15 protein-coding genes are annotated in these 19046 nt (G+C 44.8%); 8 read left to right on the top strand and 7 right to left on the bottom strand.

Going from position 1 to position 19046, the window contains the following annotated elements; translation table 11 throughout:
- Positions 1 to 117: 117 nt before the first annotated feature.
- On the top strand, positions 118 to 1131 hold the full coding sequence (locus C1S73_RS23325; protein WP_038870644.1) for a helix-turn-helix domain-containing protein: 1014 nt from the start codon (positions 118 to 120) through the stop codon (positions 1129 to 1131).
- Between the two features lie 541 nt (positions 1132 to 1672).
- Positions 1673 to 2935 (top strand): hydroxymethylglutaryl-CoA reductase, encoded by a 1263-nt coding sequence (locus tag C1S73_RS23320; RefSeq protein ID WP_038870642.1) that lies wholly within the window; start codon positions 1673 to 1675, stop codon positions 2933 to 2935.
- Positions 2936 to 3059: 124 nt separating this feature from the next.
- Here the strand turns inward: C1S73_RS23320 and C1S73_RS23315 are convergent, their stop codons facing one another.
- Positions 3060 to 5528, bottom strand: a complete 2469-nt coding sequence (locus tag C1S73_RS23315) for a hypothetical protein (protein ID WP_038870641.1) — start codon at positions 5526 to 5528, stop codon at positions 3060 to 3062.
- 581 nt (positions 5529 to 6109) lie between these two features.
- Between C1S73_RS23315 and C1S73_RS23310 the strand changes: the two genes are divergently transcribed.
- Positions 6110 to 7672 (top strand): DUF1800 domain-containing protein, encoded by a 1563-nt coding sequence (locus C1S73_RS23310; protein ID WP_038870639.1) that lies wholly within the window; start codon positions 6110 to 6112, stop codon positions 7670 to 7672.
- Between the two features lie 9 nt (positions 7673 to 7681).
- Positions 7682 to 9007 carry a DUF1501 domain-containing protein gene (locus tag C1S73_RS23305; protein ID WP_038870638.1) on the top strand — a complete coding sequence of 442 codons (1326 nt, stop codon included), beginning with the start codon at positions 7682 to 7684 and terminating at the stop codon, positions 9005 to 9007.
- A gap of 87 nt (positions 9008 to 9094) precedes the next feature.
- Here the strand turns inward: C1S73_RS23305 and C1S73_RS23300 are convergent, their stop codons facing one another.
- The gene (locus C1S73_RS23300) at positions 9095 to 10192 is read right to left on the bottom strand and encodes a ketoacyl-ACP synthase III (RefSeq protein WP_038870636.1); all 1098 of its coding nucleotides are present in this window, start codon (positions 10190 to 10192) and stop codon (positions 9095 to 9097) included.
- A 165-nt stretch (positions 10193 to 10357) separates the two neighbouring features.
- Here C1S73_RS23300 and trxC point away from each other — a divergent pair, with 165 nt between their 5' ends.
- Complete coding sequence (gene trxC, locus C1S73_RS23295; protein ID WP_005443913.1) at positions 10358 to 10792, top strand: thioredoxin TrxC; 435 nt, start codon at positions 10358 to 10360, stop codon at positions 10790 to 10792.
- Between the two features lie 176 nt (positions 10793 to 10968).
- Positions 10969 to 12129: an MFS transporter gene (locus C1S73_RS23290; RefSeq protein WP_038870633.1), complete on the top strand. Its 1161-nt coding sequence runs from the start codon at positions 10969 to 10971 to the stop codon at positions 12127 to 12129.
- A 111-nt stretch (positions 12130 to 12240) separates the two neighbouring features.
- Here C1S73_RS23290 and C1S73_RS23285 read toward each other — a convergent pair whose 3' ends face one another.
- On the bottom strand, positions 12241 to 13140 hold the full coding sequence (locus tag C1S73_RS23285; RefSeq protein WP_042604242.1) for a helix-turn-helix transcriptional regulator: 900 nt from the start codon (positions 13138 to 13140) through the stop codon (positions 12241 to 12243).
- Between the two features lie 52 nt (positions 13141 to 13192).
- Here C1S73_RS23285 and C1S73_RS23280 point away from each other — a divergent pair, with 52 nt between their 5' ends.
- A complete protein-coding gene (locus tag C1S73_RS23280) occupies positions 13193 to 14578 on the top strand; it encodes an MATE family efflux transporter (RefSeq protein WP_038865777.1) in 1386 nt (461 codons plus the stop codon).
- A gap of 12 nt (positions 14579 to 14590) precedes the next feature.
- On the opposite strand, the gene C1S73_RS23275 is transcribed toward C1S73_RS23280, so the two are convergent.
- Positions 14591 to 14986, bottom strand: coding sequence for a nitrous oxide-stimulated promoter family protein (locus tag C1S73_RS23275; protein WP_038865780.1), 396 nt, complete (start codon positions 14984 to 14986; stop codon positions 14591 to 14593).
- A 14-nt stretch (positions 14987 to 15000) separates the two neighbouring features.
- Positions 15001 to 15510: a GNAT family N-acetyltransferase gene (locus C1S73_RS23270; protein WP_038865781.1), complete on the bottom strand. Its 510-nt coding sequence runs from the start codon at positions 15508 to 15510 to the stop codon at positions 15001 to 15003.
- Between the two features lie 72 nt (positions 15511 to 15582).
- On the opposite strand from C1S73_RS23270, the gene C1S73_RS23265 reads away from it, so the two are divergent.
- The gene (locus tag C1S73_RS23265; protein ID WP_038865783.1) at positions 15583 to 15777 is read left to right on the top strand and encodes a DUF2986 domain-containing protein; all 195 of its coding nucleotides are present in this window, start codon (positions 15583 to 15585) and stop codon (positions 15775 to 15777) included.
- A 72-nt stretch (positions 15778 to 15849) separates the two neighbouring features.
- On the opposite strand, the gene C1S73_RS23260 is transcribed toward C1S73_RS23265, so the two are convergent.
- Both C1S73_RS23260 and C1S73_RS23255 read right to left on the bottom strand, forming a co-directional pair.
- On the bottom strand, positions 15850 to 18018 hold the full coding sequence (locus C1S73_RS23260; RefSeq protein WP_038865785.1) for a TonB-dependent receptor: 2169 nt from the start codon (positions 18016 to 18018) through the stop codon (positions 15850 to 15852).
- 89 nt (positions 18019 to 18107) lie between these two features.
- Entirely contained in the window at positions 18108 to 18848 is a 741-nt protein-coding gene (locus tag C1S73_RS23255; protein WP_038865806.1) for a siderophore ferric iron reductase, read from the bottom strand.
- Between the last annotated feature and the right edge of the window lie 198 nt (positions 18849 to 19046).

Here is a 19046-nt window from a genome sequence, read left to right as displayed (position 1 = left end):
TTTTAATAATATACCGTCCTGCCCAACCTTCAATTAATTGAATAATAAATAGCGAGCTGTATCAAAAACCGTCCGTTATGCGCTAAGATTAGTCGTTGATAAAGGAGTATCACCACAATGCCAAATCAAACGTTTCATTTACCTGTCATTCAGACTAACTATGCTCGTATTCTGGTCGAAGTCTTTGCCGACTATGGTTTGGACAAGCATAAGCTCCTTAGTGACGCTGGCTTACCTGCGGACTTATTCCAAACCGAGAGCGACTACATTCCGTCTGAATCAATAAAACGTTTGATTCATCTTACTTCTTCCCAACTTGGCGTAACGAAATTCACCGACTTATTGGTGTTAGTCTTTCGTCGCCGCGTTATACCCAATGTCTTGCATCAGTTTTTGCCATTTCAAACCATCGGTGAGTCAATGCAGCACATTGATGAAATCTTCAGTTTAGACTCGCCTGGCAGTAACGTTTCTTTCGAAACCCATCATGGCCATGCCTGGTTCTGTCGATATTCGGAACAAAAAGACACACAAATCGCTAACTGGTCTGAAGCATTTGCTGTGATTTACATCATTGAGCTCATCAGCATTTTGACCAAAACCGCTTGGTATCCAAGCAAGGTACGCCTGCAAGGCAGCAACAGCGATATCGTAAAAAGTGTTGTTCCTAGCCAGTGCCAGATATTTGTGGGTCAAGAGAAGACCAGTGTTTACATTCCCGCGGACATTCTTAACGTACCAATCCAAATATCGGACTCACAGTTAGGCGCTGAACCGAGTCAGATCCAGTGGCATACAAGTTTTACCGATAGCGTGTTTGAACTCCTGCGCCCTTATGTGCGAGAGCGTAATTTGTCGATAGAAGAAGCGGCTCAGTTGCTGAGCTATTCTGTCCGAACCTTTCAAAGAAAGTTAAAGAATGAAGGCACTTCTTTTCGGCATATTAAAGAGTCATTGATGTTCTCTGTTTCTTGCGAATTGATGGAAGAAGGACACTCTCTCACTTATATATCCAATCAACTTGGCTACACCAGTATTTCGCACTTTTCGCGCGCCTTTAAAAGAGTGTCCGGGTTATCTCCTAAAGTGTATAAACAGTCTATTGCGCTGAACGCATCCAGCACTTCGTGACGTTATACTGCTCAGTCCATTTGAGGCTTGGTACTTGGTAATTGTTTGAGCTTGGCTTGCATCAGTGTTGCGAGGTCTATTTCATCACACAGCACTTCTACGTCCTGAACTCGAAAGTAAACAATCATACGTTACCCTCAATTGAAAACGTGGGGCTATTATGCCGTGGCGCAAACCAAGTTATTTACCATTTTACGCCACACAACCACATTCCAATCTCATTATTTGAAGTCTCAAATTAGAGTAGTTCGCCCACTTTGCACAATTTTTACAATAAGAAGAAATTCGGTGGTTTGTTCATTGCGTTTTACTTCTCAGTCCCGCTTCCATATTAGCTTTGGTTGAATTTTCAATAACCTACTGTATTGGTTAGCCCAAATATCGGTTTTATCAGCCAATGGATAACGCTCTATCTATTGGTCAAGCCGAATGTTCATCAGTTTGAAGCGGAGCAGCCTTTTGTTGCAAAACGTATACGCGGGATTGTAATCACGTTTTGTATCACTACAATTCCAAACCAAATGAATAAAGAAACGTTTGTATGCCGAAATTAAATTTAGACAGCGCAAGGAATAGCTCTGCACTCTCTGATAATGAAACCTGCGAAAAAGTACAATCGGCATTAGAACCGAAATACCACAAGCCAGAAAAGAAACTTTGCCTCAGTGCGGGTCTGACGGAAAAGCACATTGAACGCCGTTGGAAAGTACTCGAATCCATGACGGACAAAGATCTTCTTCTGGATCCTTTCACACAATCGCATTACGACCAATACGCCAACAACATTGAACACTTTATTGGTACCGTTAACGTCCCTGTCGGTGTTGCTGGGCCTCTTCGCATTAACGGCTTGTTCGCGAATGACGACTACCTAGTACCACTCGCAACAACAGAAGCCGCTCTCGTTGCCTCTTATAACCGAGGCGCGAACTTGATTACCGCAGCTGGTGGCGCAAGTACGCTTTTGATCAGCGAAGGCGTGAGTCGTACTCCGGTGTTTGGTTTCCAATCACTTGCAGAAGCAGCGCAGTTCGTCAGTTGGGTGGTGACTCAATACGATATCTTCCGTAAAGAAGCAGAATCCACCACCACGCACGGTAAGCTTAAAGACATCAACGTCAACATCGAAGGCAATCATGTTTACTTGGTGTTTGAATACGTGACGGGCGACGCATCTGGTCAGAACATGGTGACCATCGCGACACACAAAGTCTTCCATTACATTCTTGAACACAGTCCAGTCGCGCCGGTTGATGCTTACCTTGACGGCAACTTATCTGGTGATAAGAAAGCCAACGCCCACACTTTACGCTCTGTTCGCGGTAAAAAAGTCTCAGCTGAAGTGACGATTCCTGCAGCTTTGGTCGAGAAATACCTGCACACCACACCAGATGCGATGGTGAAGTTTGGCAAAATGAATACTGTAGGTGGATTACTAAGCGGCACTATCGGTATCAATGCGCACTACGCCAATGCCCTCACCGCTTTGTACATCGCCTGCGGACAAGATGCGGCATGTGTTGCCGAATCAGCAGTTGGTATTACAAGAATGGATATCGACTCGAATGGTGATCTTTACGCCTCTGTGACATTACCAAACATCATGGTTGGCACCGTTGGCGGTGGTACTGGCTTACCAACTCAAAAAGCGTGTTTGGATATACTTGGTTTGCACGGCAATGGCAAAGCAAAGGCGTTAGCAGAAGTCGCTGCCGGCCTATGCTTGGCTGGTGAGCTATCCATTGTTGGTGCATTCTGTGCCGATCATTTTTCTAGAGCGCATCATAAGCTCGCGAGAAAATAAGCCATTGAGTCTAATTCGTTAAAACAAAAAGCCGCGCACTCATGTTAATACAATGAGTGAGCGGCTTTTTAGTTTAAGCTCTTGTGCTTATTTCGTTATTGATGCTGCAAGCACCTTCGCTTTTTTACTCTGGTTGCGGTGGTATGTATAAATCCACAGTATCGACAAAATACGTACTCCACATTTCGTTCATACTTGTATCTGAGTACTCGTCAAAGATAATAACGGCAGCGCCATATTCACCTTTGAAGTAAGGCGCAATCAAACGGACAAAATCGTCTCCTTTGCTTAACCTTAAGTAACCTTCTGAGGTGATACTCCAATCCCAACCGAGGTTTTCAGTATTGCCATCGGCTTTCCAAGTCTCGCGATCGGCCATACCACCTTCATAGATATCCCAGAAACGAACTTCAACGCCGTTTCCTTTGCGTCTCGTCAGCCTTGAATCGACAACGTCATCCGTCGTTAATGGTTGTAGGCCACCACAGTTTGTTAGCTCCGACGCCAACAACGCGGCATTGACTGATGCACCAGTCTCATTGACCTCGCAGTAATCGTAACCTTCACTGCGGCTCACGCCACGGATAGACTCACCAATGACTCGCAACCAGATCGCTTGTTCAGACAACTCTTCTTCGATCCAACCGTCGACCAGTTCGCCTAAGTCTTCAATATAAGGACCAACGTACTCAGGATAACCGGTGTAATTGTCGTTGATTAGAGTGCTGTATTTTTGTCCACCATCATTAAAGGTGTAGTCATACCCTTCAATTGCAAAGTGTTGCCATTCAACATGAGTACGAATATCTGTCTCTGACCAATAGGTTTTCACTTCGTCCCAACGGTTGAACATCATACCATCGCCATTTTCATCAACTTTCTTGACCGCGTTAGCTTCATCGAGAATATATTTGCCACCGACACTCGTTTCGATTTTCTGACTGTCTTCGTTGACACCCTTGGTATAGGTATATTCTTCCCAATAATTGACTTGGTATTCGAAGCTAACTGACCCATCCCAGTTCCAAACCGGGCCTGCTTTCGTGTGTGACTCGGAGCCATCGGCATTGTTCATACTTGTTGTCGTTTCATTAACTGAACCGTCTGCATCCCAATCATGCTTGATGACTTCTTTGTTACCACCATCCACATAGTCCCATCGTTCACGAACTTGCGCATAGGTGGCCGCTTCTAGAGGAACTGCAGCGTCTAGGTCGTACTCTTTAAATTCACGAGATTCGTAATCGTATTCGGTCGTTGTTTCTTCCACCTCAACCATGGTCTGCAACAAGTCCACACCGGACATGTCACCCGCCATGATGGCTTCTGCGAACAAATCAACCGTGCTGTAGCTTAACTCTCGCTCTGGGTCATCAGTAGTGACACTGTCACCACCAGAGTCTGCGGGGTTAGACTCATCAATGTAACGAGTAAACTCCCACTGACCGCGAGTCTCGCCCTCATCTGCGACACCGACATCATATACATGGCTGGTGAAATCAAACTCGCCATCGAAGTTCAAGTCTGCTTTAAACGTTATCTTGGCCGTGAAAGTACCGTCATCAAGGTTCTGCACCGCTTCCTCTGTGAATGTACTGAACACCGTTTTTACACCGGCTCGTTGATAATACTCTGTAGCAGTCGCTTGATAGGTCAATGTGTTCGCGGTTTCATCGACAATTTCCGTTTCACTGCCTTCCACGGTAAAGTCTAAAGCGATATCCATGTTATCTGGCACACCGTAGTAGCTGTCGGTATACGAGTAATGGGTCACCTTACCATCGGGGTTTTCATCTTCCAGTTCCTCGGCGACTCGTTCATCCGATACGCGCTCGTCGACTTTACTTTCAGCTAGTTCGAGGATTTCGCCTGTGTCGCCTTCAGCGATAAAATCCCCCATCAAACGGGCTTTAAGCTCTTCATCGGTCAAGGTGCTATCTTCAAGCTCTTCTTTTAACTCGTCGACTGCATCGTCAATTGCTTGGTTCACTAGGCTCCCAAGCGAAACAAGCAGCGCTGCTATTTTCTCATCACTTAACTCATCGAGGTTTTGATCTTCCAGAACGGCGCTTATTCGAGACGTCAGCTCTTCATGAACTTGGGTAGTAAAAGGGTTAATAACCTGACCATCAAGTTCGCCATCTTCAAGATCATCAAAGTCGGCTTGTGTTAAAGGGGGCATGCCAAGAACAATGGCGTGCCCTTCTTCAGTATCTTCAAAGACTTTCTCTGCTTCATTAGCAGCGATTTTCTGCTCTAACTCTTCCATCGTGGTTGGGGGTTCAGTTCCCACATCGACAGAGTCGTTCGTTAACTGAGCCAAAATTGGTACACCCACTAAGGCGTCCTTTTGTGCTTCTGAAATTTGAAATGAGTAGGTACCATCAAGGCCAGTGTTTGCCTGAGGTTCATCGGCGTCTGGCTCACCATCTCTATCGACGTCCATCCAGACTAAAGCGTTATAGATGTACCCATCCACGACGGTACCATTAAGTGTGTACGTTTGACTGGCGCTCTCATCATTGTCATCACTGCCACACGCAGCGACCGTAGATGCAATAACAACAGCAAGCATAGTTTTGCGAGCTTCCATGTGTGCTCTCCTATCCAACATTTATGGTGCAGCTATTACCTCTCCTCTTTACTAGCTGCGGATTGAACTGTGTCGAAGTTATCGACCCGGTAAATGTTAGCTATTGGTCGCATTTATTTGTGCAATTTATGTACAATCGTGAGCTTATTCACGCTTTATGCAACTTAATTAATAAATCGATCAGTAAGGTAATCACTCTGGCATGTTTTTTATAGAGCCAATTGTCTTAAAAGCTCACAACCATCAAACTAACTGTTATATCAGTATGAAGTCAGACGTAATTTCTGACATGTGACCCCGTCCAATATTTCTACGTATTCAAAAAAGTTTCACATTTTATTTGAGTTCGATCACAACGGATTGGTAGCAATACTATTCAGTCACTTATCCGTTTTTTCTTATCTTAAATTAAGACCTAGCCAGACTATTTTCTGTAATTGATAGCTTTGATAGTGATTTTTACCGTCTATAATCCGTCTTGCAGCTGCTTGATTTCACTAAATTTATTAATTAGCTCATTTCGAGCTTCATGACTCCCGTTAAATGGATTTAAGTCGTTCCTTTGGGTAAGCGAGTTAACTATGAGACGTCAGAAACAAAACGAAATTTCTTGTTGGGTGCTTGGCTTTGTCGCAATGCTGCTGTTCTTTGTTGGTCCGGTTTCAGCTGATGAAGATGACCCAGATTTAGCCGATGCCCGCTTTATCTATCAAACCACATTTGGTCCAACACCTCAGTTAATCGAACAGGTTAAGCGAAGCAGTTACCAAGATTGGATTACAGAACAAATTCTTTTGCCTCCCACTTTTCACAGTGATCTTTACTCCACGTCGTTTAGCAAAGGTGCGCAAGCTAATCGAGAAAATGCGTGGTATCAAACCGTTCTCACCGCGGATGATCAGTTGAGACAGCGAATGGCATACGCACTTAGTCAAATTTTGGTCGTGTCCCGCTATGGAGGAATTCTTTCTAGCAAACCCGATGGTTTAATCAATTATTACGATTTGTTGGTTGAGCATGCATTTGGCAACTATCGAGATTTGCTTTTACATACGGCGAAACATCCAGTGATGGGCAACTATCTCTCAATGATGGGCAGTGCAAAAGAAAATACCGTGACAGGCGCCCTACCTGATGAAAACTTTGCTCGCGAATTGATGCAGCTTTTCACTATTGGGTTATACCAACTCAACCTTGATGGTAGTGTTAGATTTGACCAAGAAACCGGACAACCGCTTGCAACATATTCGCAAGCAGACATACAAGAATTGGCTCGTGCCCTTACAGGTTGGAACAAGTCAGATACTTTGTTTGTGAAGCCAATGCGCGTCATTAACGGCCGTCACGATACGGGCGAAAAAACGGTATTGGGCACCATCATCCCAGCCGGATTGACAGCAGAGGAAGAACTAAATCGAGTTGTTGATCTCTTGATGGCGCACGACAACATTGCGCCATTTGTGTCTAAGTTGTTGATTCAACGATTTGTGACTTCCAACCCAACGCCAGAATACATCGCAAGAGTCGCCTCGGTGTTTAACAACAATGGTAAAGGAGTGAAAGGCGACTTGAATGCCGTGATCAAAGCCGTTTTGCTTGATGACGAAGCCAGAGGTTTAACCGCTCATCGCCCCATGAAAGTCAAAGAACCAATCCTCGTACTTACTAATTTTCATCGCGCTGCGGGGTTCACCCTAACCGCCACGCGATACGATGGCGCAGTGACATTAATGAACATTGCAAACCAAGGACCGTTGCGCTCTCCTTCTGTATTCAACTTTTATTCTCCCAATTACCAACCTTCATCGGATTTCGTCTTTACAGGTATGGTCTCACCCGAATATGAACTGTTTGACTGGTCTGTCTACAGTGAACTGGTCAATTTTATGCTCTATAGCGTACGCAAAGAATCCGGTGCCACTTATACGCTTGATATGGACGAGCTCTACAGCTTGTTAGACAACCACCCCGCGCTAGTAGACGCGATTGATACGCGTTTTTTTGCTAACACAGCGTCTACTGAATTGAAGCAAGTAATGCTCGATGTCCTCGACAACTATCAAACCAACTATGTACCCAAAACCAAACTTGCCTTGGTGATATTCACTGCGGTATCTGGCAATGAATTTTATATTCAAGATTAGGAGCGAATTATGGACACTTCACGTCGAAACTTTATCAAAGGAACCGCTTCTCTTGGTGCATTGGCAACGGTTGGGCTACCAGGTTACACACTCGCCTCACCAAACGACGATTTTCGAGCGTTAATCTGTGTGTATTTAGCGGGTGGGAATGATGCGATTAACACGATATTACCATTGTCTGATTTTCATTATGACCAATATGCGAGTGTCAGAGGCAAACTGTCTGTCGCTAAAAATACGGTCATTCCGATTGGCCTCAATGCAAAAGACAACCAAGGTAATACCGTCCCTTTAGGAATGCACCCTAAACTTGCACGACTATCTGAGATGTTTGATAACGGTGACGCCACCGTCGTGCTCAATAGCGGAATTCTAGAACAACCAATGACGAAACAGGCGATCGAATCTGGTGATGTCCCGTTACCAGATCAACTGTTCTCACATAATTCTCAAACAAACTCTTGGTTGCGCGGTGGCATGGACGAATTTACCAACCTTGGCTGGGCAGGCAGAATGTTGGATGTAATGAGCCCTTCTTCTGAAATAACGCCTCTTTATAGCGTGCATGGTGATTCACTTTGGCTGCGAGGATTAGAACAACGTCAAACGGTATTGAAAAAAGACCGAGCAGTACAGCTAAGTGCCTTGGGCAATCCTTTATACAAAGAGATTTACGACCAACTTCAATCGACACCGACAAACAATCCATTCAGTGGCCATTTCAATCTCATGGTGGATGAGTCGATGACCATGAGCGGTGTTTTATCTCAACAGTTAAATGATGTCGATAACGCCCCTCTGTTTACATCCAGTACATTGGGGAAACAAATGCAGACAGTCTATAAATTGATTGCTAGCCAAGGAGTGTTGAATCAACAACGCCAAGTCTTCTTTGTTAAGCACACCGGTTATGACGTCCATGATTCACAGTTGTCTAAGCACCCTGCATTACTTGGCGATCTCGCCACAAACCTCTTTGCTATGTATCGAGCTATCGAACGCTTGGGATTGAGTGACAATGTCACGACATTTACGATGTCTGACTTTGGGCGAAGAATGACAAATAATGGTAACGGTACCGACCATGGCTGGGGCGGGCATCAGTTATTAATTGGCGGAGCCGTAAAAGGTTCCCAACCTATTGGAACTTGGCCTGAGCTGGTCTTAGGGGGCGAAGATGACTATTCCAAAGGTCGTTTGATTCCGAAAATAGCAGCGGACCAAGTTGGCGCTACACTCGCACAATGGATAGGGATTGGCGACAATGCAGCGTTAGATTATGTGTTCCCAAACATTCGAAGCTTCTCTTCATCAAATCTTGGTTTTATGTCTTAACGCCTGCGAAGAAATAGGTACAAAAAAGGGAGCCTTGTGCTCCCTTTCGCTTATTGCTTGTTTTGACCAGTTAACCGCGCGCGCTAGTTATGCGTCTTCACCACGTGGGCGTTCGTTACAAAGCTTAATAGCACGCTCTAGTAACTCAAGTGCAGACTTGTCACTCTCAGGTAACACAGCGTCGCTTTCTGCAATTGGCGTTACGCGGTCACCCCACTTCAGCACCGCAGCACCCCATGTTAGGCCAGCACCAAACGCTGCTAATAGCATGTTGTCGCCTGGCTTAACACGGCCTTGTTCTAGCGCCTCACACAATGCAATTGGCACCGTCGCTGCCGAAGTGTTGCCGTAGTTTTGGATGTTCACAAACGCTTTTTCTTGCGGGATACCAGAAAGGTCACACAGTGTTTGGATGATACGGATGTTCGCTTGGTGCGGGATTACGACGTCGATTTGATCTGTGGTTAGTTCAGACGCTTTCAAAACCGTTTTCGCCGCTAGACCCATGCCTTTTACGGCACGTTTGAAGATCTCTTGACCTACAAAGTTGAAGTCCCAGTAACCGTTGTCTTCCGCAAAGCGATCCATGCATGTACCAAACTTAGGCACAGAAAGGATGTCGCGCCCTTTTGCATCACAACCAATTTGCGATTGCAGTAGACCGGCTTCTTGCTCTGTACGGGTCAGAACAACTGCCCCGGCACCATCGCCGAACAACACAGCAGTATCGCGCATTGCCCAGTCGATGTAGAAAGAAAGACGCTCAGCACCAATAATGATTGCGTTTCGGTAGTTGCCCGATTGAATCAAACGTGTGCCTGTTTCTAGGCCGTATACGAAGCCAGTACATGCCGCGTTTAAATCGAATGCAGCAGCAGAGCGAATACCAAGGTTTTGCTGAACCTTAGAAGCAATGTTTGGGATAAGAGAATCAGGAGAGCATGTCGCAACAATGATTAGGTCGATGTCACTCGCTTCTACACCTGCACGAGCCATCGCGTGTTGCGCGGCTACCGTTGCCATGTCAGACGTGTTTACGTGGCTGATGCGACGGTTTTCAATACCAGTACGGGTGCGAATCCATTCATCTGAAGTTTCAAGGAAAGTGCTAAGGTCATCGTTAGAGAGCGTGGCTAGTGGAAGACATTTTCCCCAACCGGTAATTTCAGCGTAGTAATTTGTCATCGCAGACCTATTTATTGTTGTATTTTAATGAAATTTCTTAGAACCTGTTCGGGTCCAAATACAGACTTGCCGTCTTATAATTCGGCAGGCTAAAAAATAAGTATACAAATTATGAGGCTGACTGGTAAGTCATGTTTTCATCAAGTTGTCATAAAGGAAGAAGTCATGTCATCGTTTAAAACTCGTTGCCCGTCTTGTGGCGGTTTAAATCGTGTCCCTAATGAGCGAGTTGCAGAAGCTGCAAGTTGCGGTAAATGCAAAAACGCCCTGTTTGATGGCGCACCGATAGAAGGCACTGTCGATAACTTCTCGGCGCTGCTAGAAAGTAACACACCAGTTGTGGTGGATTTTTGGGCACCATGGTGCAATCCATGTGTTGGTTTTGCGCCTGTTTTCTCGGATGTGGCACAAGAACAGACCGGAAACGCTCGTTTTGTCAAGATTGATACCGAAGCGCAACAGCAGCTTGCCGCTCAATTTGGTATTCGTAGCATCCCAACCATTATGGTTTTCAAGAATGGCCAGCGCGTGGATATGATCAACGGCGCCCTTCCTAAGACTCAATTCGATCAGTGGTTAAATCAAGCACTTAGCAAATAAATCCTTCCGCCAGCCTCGCTTACAGGCTGGCGTTTTTATGCAGCATTTCCCCATAGAATTTCGATAAATTTCTTTTGTCGAAACGAATCAAATATATCGTTTTACTTGCCTATTAATTAGCCTCATATTCGCGCCGAATAACCCCTGATTTTTACTTAACTTATAGGCGCAAAACATTGGAAAACACAGCCATTCCTGCAGCATCACCACGAGTCACAGTTCCTGTCGTAGCACTGTCTCTTTATGCAGTGGCGTCAGGCTATTTGATGAGCTTGATCCCTCTTATGCTTGGTGAATACAACATCTCTGCTGATTACGCGAGTTGGTTGGCGAGTGTGTTCTATGGCGGTCTATTGATCGGCGCAATGTTCTTTGAGCGTATTGTTCGCAACGTTGGTCACCGTAAAGCGTTTGTAGGTAGCTTAGCTGCATTTTCACTAACGATCATCGTACTGCCTATTATTCCTAACGGCATGGTATGGCTTGTTGCCCGCTTTATCGCAGGTATGGCGGTCGCTGGCGTGTTTGTGATTGTTGAATCATGGCTAATGTCTGGTGATGAATCGTCTCGTGCGAAACGTTTAAGCCTGTACATGCTTTCTTTGTACGGTGGTTCTGCACTTGGTCAGTTCGGTATTGGTATCCTTGGTGTAAGCGGCGGTGTACCTTTTATCGCGATCACAACGTTGATCCTAATGGCAATGCTAGTATTGCTGTTCATCGATTGTGAACAACCAAACAGCCACGAATCAACCGCACTATCGTTTAAACAAATTTCTAAGCTAAGCCACGCTGCAATCATTGGTTGTATTGTTTCTGGCTTAACCTTGGGTGCAATCTACGGCTTAATGCCTGTAGAGCTAGCAAACCGTAAAATTAGTCACCAAGATATTGGTACCCTAATGGCACTTGTCATCCTTGGCGGCATGTTGGTTCAACCTATGGTGACCACATTAAACAAATACATGGCTCGTACAGTCTTGATGGCGTTTTTCTGTATTTTGGGTATTTTCTCTATTGGTCTGACGTTTGTTTCTACCTCAGCGGTGGTTCTAGCAGTAGCGCTGTTCCTATTGGGAATGGCAACATTTGCACTGTATCCAATTGCAATCAACTTGGGTTGTGAAGGTTTAGAAGAGCGTTTCATTGTATCCGCAACACAAGTGATGTTGTTTAGCTACAGCATCGGCTCAGTTGCTGGTCCTGTGGTTGCTGATAAGTTCATGGGCCAAATGCACGGTTTGTTGGGCTATCTATTTGCAGCTTTGCTTGCGACTTGCATCTACATGCTCATCGCTGCAACAAAATCAAAGCATCAAATGGCTGCAGGTTTGTAATTCAAACCTCTACAAAAAGACAAACAAAAACGAGGGTCAATGCCCTCGTTTTTTTGTTTCTGAATTCTCTACTTTATCGATCATTAGGTGATCATTAGAAATCAAAACGACTCATTGGTTTTGATTCTCCAGTAACCTCTTGCGATAACGTGTTGGCGAAGTGCCGTAGAACTTTTTAAATCGATGAGTGAAGTTGTAAGGATCGCGATAACCCAATCGGTTCGCAATCATAGCGACTGACCAAGCTGGATACTGCAATAAGTCTGCGGCCTTGTGCATACGAAGCTCAATTAACTTGCTTCTCGGACTCATATTGAAAAGCTGTTTAGATAAACGGTTGAACTGTTCTTCACTGATAAAACACTGCTTGGCCATTTCGGCAATGGTCCACGGCAAGTGTAACTGACCTTCAACTTCGTTAAAGAGTGTTTGAACGCGCGATAGCGATGTACTGATTGGGGTTTCAACACTTTTTACCAATCGTTGCACTTCACTGATCAACAACTGACGAAACCCCGTTCGTCCCCCTATTTCGTTGTAGAGTAAGGTCATCAGTGACCATACCTGCTCAGAGCCCCTAAACGGCACCACGGTTTGCCCCAAGTCAGAGAGATACTGCCAAGCCTCTGTATTTTGTGGCAGAAGCCAAACCATCTTCCAGAGTCCTTTGCTTGGATTCATTTCAAATCGAAAACACGTATCTACGGGCAAAATAGTCAGCGTATAAGGCTCAATTTCTTTAACAAAATCCGGTGTAATCAAAACACCGCCACCTTCAATGGTAAACAACAAGGTATGAACGCCCACTTTGTCTCGCTCGACATGGTAACCATCGCGCAGTTCAGCAAGCCCCGCCATAAAGATATCGGCTCGTTTCCATTCGGGGATTTCAGTTAGAGTCAGGAATCGTTCTTTACATGCGGGTGCTAAATGCACATCGTCGTGCCACTCTGTTTTGATGGCAAATTGTTCGATGACGGATTTGCACAGGTTTTGTGGTTTTTCGCACATGTATTTCTGTCCCTATTGGCTTTATATTCCTCACAAATTTCGAGGAGTAACTATGACGAACAATATTGGCATCAAAAACAGCAACAACTCTTTATCTAGCGGGCTACTTAAGCAGATCATCCGCTTGGGTTTCCCTGTCGCGATCCAGAGTGCGTTGGTGGCTATTCTCGCCTTGGCTGATGTTCTCATGGTTAGTGACTTTGGTAAAGAAGCAACCGCAGCTGTGGGAATCGCGTCAAAATGGCATTTTGTCGCGATTATGATCATGGCGGGTTTAGCATCGGCAAACGGCACACTCGTTGCTCAATATTGGGGACGTGAAGACGCGGTAAGCGCCAAAACCGTTACTGGTATAGCGATTCGATTTGGTTTAAAAGTCTTGATTCCTGTTACCCTGATAATCACAGTCGGTAGCGAACTTATCATGCGTCTACAAACCAACGATACGCAAGTCATCGAACTCGGCTCCACTTACCTTTGGTATGCATTTCCTGTTCTGTTACTCACTCATATCATCATTGTTTTAGAAGCGAGCATGCGCTCTTCTGGTGACACCGTCACTCCTTTACTTTTGGGGGCGGTGACGATTGTTCTCAATATCGCACTTAACTTCTGGCTCATCAAAGGTGGTTTCGGTGTACCAGCAATGGGCGTTGCAGGTGCGGCTTTGGCGACAACGATTTCTCGCCTGTTCCAAGTGCTTGCAATGGTTGGTTACATGCGTTGGCGTAAGCATTGGTTATTGGAAGTGAAAGAAGGTTCTGAGCGTCCTTCGCTGTGGCTCTCTTACCGCCGCTTAGCACTGCCAATGACCTTAGGTGCGCTACTTTGGGCTATTGGCACCATGGTGTATCAAATGATTTTTGGTCACATGGGCACGACAGAACTGGCGGTATTCAGCATGTTAGGCCCGTTTGAGTCGCTATGTTATTCCATCTTCTTTGGTATATCGGTCGCGTGCTCTGTGATGATTGGCCAATCATTGGGTCGCAACGCCTTTGAACAGGCTGAATACATGGCCAGCTTTTTCATTAAATCAGTATTTGTGTTTGGCATTTCGATTGGCGCATTTCTGCTGCTTAATCGTGAGTTAATCATCGCCGCACTGAACCTTGATAACCCTGAACTCTATCCTTTAGCTGCGCCAGCTGTCGTGATTCTATGCAGTGCGATTTGGCTACGCATGCTTAACATGATTATCATCAACGGTATTATCCGTGCTGGCGGAGACAATGTATTTTGTTTGCGTATGGACTTTATCGCGATGTGGATGACAGGCTTACCTTTGTGTGCGGTTGCTGCGTTTGTATTAGGTTGGGAATTCAAATACGTTTATGCGCTCATGATCGCCGAAGAAGTGGTGAAACTAGCATTGTGTTACCGCAGGTACACGCAAAAGTATTGGATTAAGAATTTAACGGTAGTGACAACTTCTTAATTCTTATGTTGGCTAGGATTTCTTACCCTCGCGCTCTGCACTCATCCGTTTGTGGCGATTCGACGCATTGGCAGCAGGTTTTTCAGGCACCTCGCGTTTCTCATGCATCAAGTGTCGAATTGCCAAGATTGGGTGTTTAAGCAACATTCTCGGCCCCGAATAACGCATCACTAAACGCATTTGTTCTTTAGGCACTGGCTTGTAACAGTGAATCGGACATTTGTTGCAAGTCGGCTTGTCTTCTCCGTAAGGACAACGATCAAGGCGTACTTCTGCATATTCTAATAATTCACGACATTCTGTACACAACTCACCTTTCGTATCATGGTGATCTTTGCAATAGACCTCAACCATAGCTTTAACGGTTTTAAATTCAGTGGCGAGTTTGCCCAGTAGAATGTCGCTCATTGTTCACCCTTTGATTACAGCGTCATGGTGTAGAGTTGTAAAGTTCGGCCATTATCGTAAGTCTGCTCAATACGTTCAAACTGAAAGCCCAATTTTTCTAGCAAACTTATACTACGAATATTGTCATTATTGGTGATGGCGACCAAGTTTTCTATTCTCATCTCGTCACGAGCAAACTCTACGACTGCTGCAGCAGCTTCTATGGCGTAACCTTTCCCGTAGGCATGAGGTAGATAACCGTAACCAATATCAAACGCCGTTAATGTGTCGCGTTTGACCAAACCACAAATGCCTATAGGTTGTTTATCATGATTGGTTTCTGCCACCAGCAAACTGACGCCCTTGAGTTCTTGCATCCTTAACATGTTGTCTTGAATGTAGCGTTTTGCTTCTTCTAAGGTGCGAATCTGCTTGTCACCGACGAAACGATAAAAGTCAGGCTGATTGTAGAGTTCTAAAATAAAAGACGCATCTTCTACACTAACAAGGCGAAGTGTCAGGCGTTCTGTAATAAGTGTTTTCATAAGGAATCCATTAGGCTTGTAACTTGGTGGAAAAATCACTATCCTGCCCCGCTAAATTAAAGGACCAACACCATGAACCGCAAGAAGAAAATCAACTCGATCTTAAAAGCGAAGTTGAAAAAACAAAATGCAAAGCTTCATAAGAGCAACAAGCCTCGCTACATCTCAAAAGCAGAGCGTGCGAAGATGGAAGCTGAAGAGCAAAACCAGACGGCAGAACAAACGTCTGAAAATGTGGCTGAAACGCAAACCACTGATGAAGCTTAAATAAGAAAAGCCGCATAACGCGGCTTTTTTATCCAAATTTAACGTGCTTATTTGTATTTCGAATACTGACGTCTAGTACTCAAGGCTGTAGTTAAGCGTGAACGTACGACCTCTTCCCTTGTAGTCATAAGCAGAAGACTCATAGTGAGTCGCATACAGGATTTGCGCACGTTGTCCCCACACCGTGGTGTAATCCTCGTTAAATAAGTTTTGGATTCCGAATCCTAACTGCCCCATAGGTAGCGTCACGTTACCCAATAGATCAAACGTTGTGTAGCCGTCTAACTTGTTATTGGCATCATCTTCATAATCAAACATGGTTTGGCTCTGTAGGCGTAACGCGTAGTCGTTTTGATACCAGGCCGCCCAAGCATTCGCCTTTGATGAACTTGCTTTGCCTGCATTTAAATCTTCCCATTTGCCGTCAGTTTTTAGCTCAGACACCACATAGTGACCAGATGCACCGACGAGAACATCGCTAGTCACCCAGTAGTTGATGTTCGCTTCAGCACCGTAGACGCGTTGTTCATCATCGACATTCGTAATCAAAAGTGTGTTACGGTCGTATTTGATTGAGTTGTCGGATAATGAATAGTAACCCGCGGCTTGTAATGAGAGCGCATCTTTATCCAGTCTGTAACCAATCTCATAACTGTCCGTTTTAATACCAGACATTTTTGAATCAGAGACGTTAATACTGTCTTGCAATACATAATGACCATTTGCATCGACCGCTTCATATGTCCCTTGACCATAATACTTCGCGGGGTCTGCTAATTGGAAACCTTGCGAGAAGTTCGCCCAAACTTGCGATTCATTATTGATCTGATAAATCGTGCCTAGGTTAAACAGACTTACCGAATAATCAGTACTGCCACCCGGTACGGAATCAGCAGATGCTCCTACGCCCGCCGCAATTTTCTTTTGCACGCTGTATGCGACAAAATCATCAATCTGGTTATCTATATATTGGTAGCGATAACCAGCTTGCACAGACCAATCGTGGTTAATTTGGTAATCACCTTGAACAAACAACGCATAAGAAGACACATCGACACCAGGGTAACGACCGACTTGAGCGTATGTTTTATTTACTAGGTTGCCAGAGTCATTTGCAATGGTGGGATTAAACAGTGCTTGGTTGCTGTCAAATCGGTCTAGGTAGGCATCTACCCCATAAACTAAATTGAATGACTGCCAAGCCTTCGCTAACGCTAAGCGACCAGAAAAGACTTCGGTTTCTTGTTGAGATGCACTTTGGAAATAGGGAGTAAACGTCTGGTCTTCACTACGGTAAGAAACCTCACCAATTAATTGATGACCAAATACCGCGTCATGGCTGTAGCTGGCGCTTAAGAGCAAACGCTCTGTGCCGTGTTCACGATCTGAATCAAACCCTTTACGTACATCCACAAAGTCGCGCCCGACAATGTACAAACCATACGGCGAATCTTGCTGGCTATCGTAATACTGGGCAACAAGATTAAGTTGGCTGGTTTCAGACGTTTGAATTTCTGTTGACCCCATGACATCGAGCGTCGAATTATACTGAAGTGATCCTTGAGAGATATCTGGTGTGACAATGTGACCGTTCCCATCGTAAAAACCTTGCGTTTCACTGTACACGACGGCGCCACGTGCTGTGACTTTTTCGGTGCCACCAGAAATAGACTGTGCGACTTTGTAATCGAAGTCTTCACTGCTATTAAAACCCGATGTACCACTAACAAAAGACTCAAATGCAAGATCTTCAGAAGCCGCTTTCTTAGTTACGATATTAATCACACCACCTGTCGCGCCAGCACCATAAATCGATGTGGCTCCTGAAAGCACTTCAATTCGTTCAATATTAAATGGGTCTATGGCTTCAAGTTGACGGCTGATGGGGCGAGAAGATTGCAGCGATACCCCATCTATCATCACAAGCATGGCTCGGCCGCGTAAGTTTTGACCGTAGTTGGTTCTTCCGCCGGTACCAATGTCCAATGACGGAATTGTCGCAGAGAGAATATCACCCAGCGTTTTACCCGCACGATATTGTTGAGAAATTTGTTCTTGATCGACAAACCAAACGGTGCCGGGTATATCCGAAATGGATTTAGGAACAACGCTACCTACGACCACCATTTGTTCGTCGGCATTTTTCTGTTGAAGAATAGGTTGGTCAGCGAGGGCCTGTGCTGCATAGCCACTGCTCATCGCGAGCACGATGAGATTAAGAGAAAACTTCCTTTTTATCATTGTCTTTATCTTTTTATAAACTTAAAGAGATGACAATAATACTCATTCGCACTCACATATCGAGCATTGTTACATATGTTATCAATATGTTAGCCCCGCATGTTTCTCGATCTGATTAACTGTTTATTTTTATCCGTTCTTGGGCAGTCTTCGCAGAGTTGTCTTCCTTCACATTTGTAAACCAGACAACAGCTCTTGCGTACTAATTTTAGTGGCTGCTCTTCGCCTACATTATACAAAGACGAGACGTTGGTCGTATTCAATCCAAGCGCCTCTAACCACAAATTGGCTTGGGCTTGAATCATCTCATTAGTAAATTGCGGAAAGTTTTGTTGTAGTCGTAGTAAGCAAGACATAACGCCATCAGACATCAATTGTTGAGTAAACCCGGGGCGAATTCTTGTCCATTCGCTCATTTGAATTTGGTAAAAGTCGTAAACCTCACGTATTTGCCCACCCGCTTCTTTTATTAAGTCCTCAATTTCCCCGTGAACATGTTGTTCATCAGGGAAACGGTAACCCGTGACAAAACCTGAGTGAACGTACTGTCCCATGCCTCTTAGGTTAGGTAGCGTGTGAAAGCCATAAATAGAAATGAATGCCACAAACATCGGTTGCCAACACAGTAAGTCCCATGTTCGAGTAAGCCAATAGGCTTTACCGGCCTCTGGATGCACCTTTGAGAGCGTTTGATAAAGTTCTTGAACAATTGGATTGATGTCATTATCGAGATGGATAGCACCCGGTTCAATAACACCAATACTGCCATGTAAAAAAGGCGTGACCTCTTTAGAGTAATGAAATAGTTGTTGGAAAAATTGCTCAGACATGGCTGTACTTACTGACGCTATCATTTGCAAGCAGTTATACTCAAGCATCAAGGCGAATGCAAATGGTTATCAGTATGATTTATTCCTTTACACTAATAATCAAATAACGATCAACAGGAAAAACTCGCTGCTTTTATTGAGTCCAAACTCAAGCCAACAAGCATATAGAGCAAAATTCAAACAGAAATAACTCCAATC

It is taken from the genome of Vibrio jasicida 090810c (genome assembly GCF_002887615.1).
Classification (GTDB): domain Bacteria; phylum Pseudomonadota; class Gammaproteobacteria; order Enterobacterales; family Vibrionaceae; genus Vibrio; species Vibrio jasicida.
The sequence above is the reverse complement of the archived record's forward strand: the minus strand, read 5'-3'. Positions and strand labels throughout refer to the sequence as shown.

Coding starts and splice junctions, on each gene's coding strand:
- C1S73_RS23300 (WP_038870636.1), bottom strand. CDS start 10,192: ATGACAAATTACTACGCTGAAATTACCGGTTGGGGAAAATGTCTTCCA.
- C1S73_RS23260 (WP_038865785.1), bottom strand. CDS start 18,018: ATGATAAAAAGGAAGTTTTCTCTTAATCTCATCGTGCTCGCGATGAGC.
- C1S73_RS23305 (WP_038870638.1), top strand. CDS start 7,682: ATGGACACTTCACGTCGAAACTTTATCAAAGGAACCGCTTCTCTTGGT.
- C1S73_RS23310 (WP_038870639.1), top strand. CDS start 6,110: ATGAGACGTCAGAAACAAAACGAAATTTCTTGTTGGGTGCTTGGCTTT.
- C1S73_RS23325 (WP_038870644.1), top strand. CDS start 118: ATGCCAAATCAAACGTTTCATTTACCTGTCATTCAGACTAACTATGCT.
- C1S73_RS23270 (WP_038865781.1), bottom strand. CDS start 15,510: ATGAAAACACTTATTACAGAACGCCTGACACTTCGCCTTGTTAGTGTA.
- trxC (WP_005443913.1), top strand. CDS start 10,358: ATGTCATCGTTTAAAACTCGTTGCCCGTCTTGTGGCGGTTTAAATCGT.
- C1S73_RS23285 (WP_042604242.1), bottom strand. CDS start 13,140: ATGTGCGAAAAACCACAAAACCTGTGCAAATCCGTCATCGAACAATTT.
- C1S73_RS23315 (WP_038870641.1), bottom strand. CDS start 5,528: ATGGAAGCTCGCAAAACTATGCTTGCTGTTGTTATTGCATCTACGGTC.
- C1S73_RS23255 (WP_038865806.1), bottom strand. CDS start 18,848: ATGTCTGAGCAATTTTTCCAACAACTATTTCATTACTCTAAAGAGGTC.
- C1S73_RS23275 (WP_038865780.1), bottom strand. CDS start 14,986: ATGAGCGACATTCTACTGGGCAAACTCGCCACTGAATTTAAAACCGTT.
- C1S73_RS23320 (WP_038870642.1), top strand. CDS start 1,673: ATGCCGAAATTAAATTTAGACAGCGCAAGGAATAGCTCTGCACTCTCT.
- C1S73_RS23265 (WP_038865783.1), top strand. CDS start 15,583: ATGAACCGCAAGAAGAAAATCAACTCGATCTTAAAAGCGAAGTTGAAA.
- C1S73_RS23280 (WP_038865777.1), top strand. CDS start 13,193: ATGACGAACAATATTGGCATCAAAAACAGCAACAACTCTTTATCTAGC.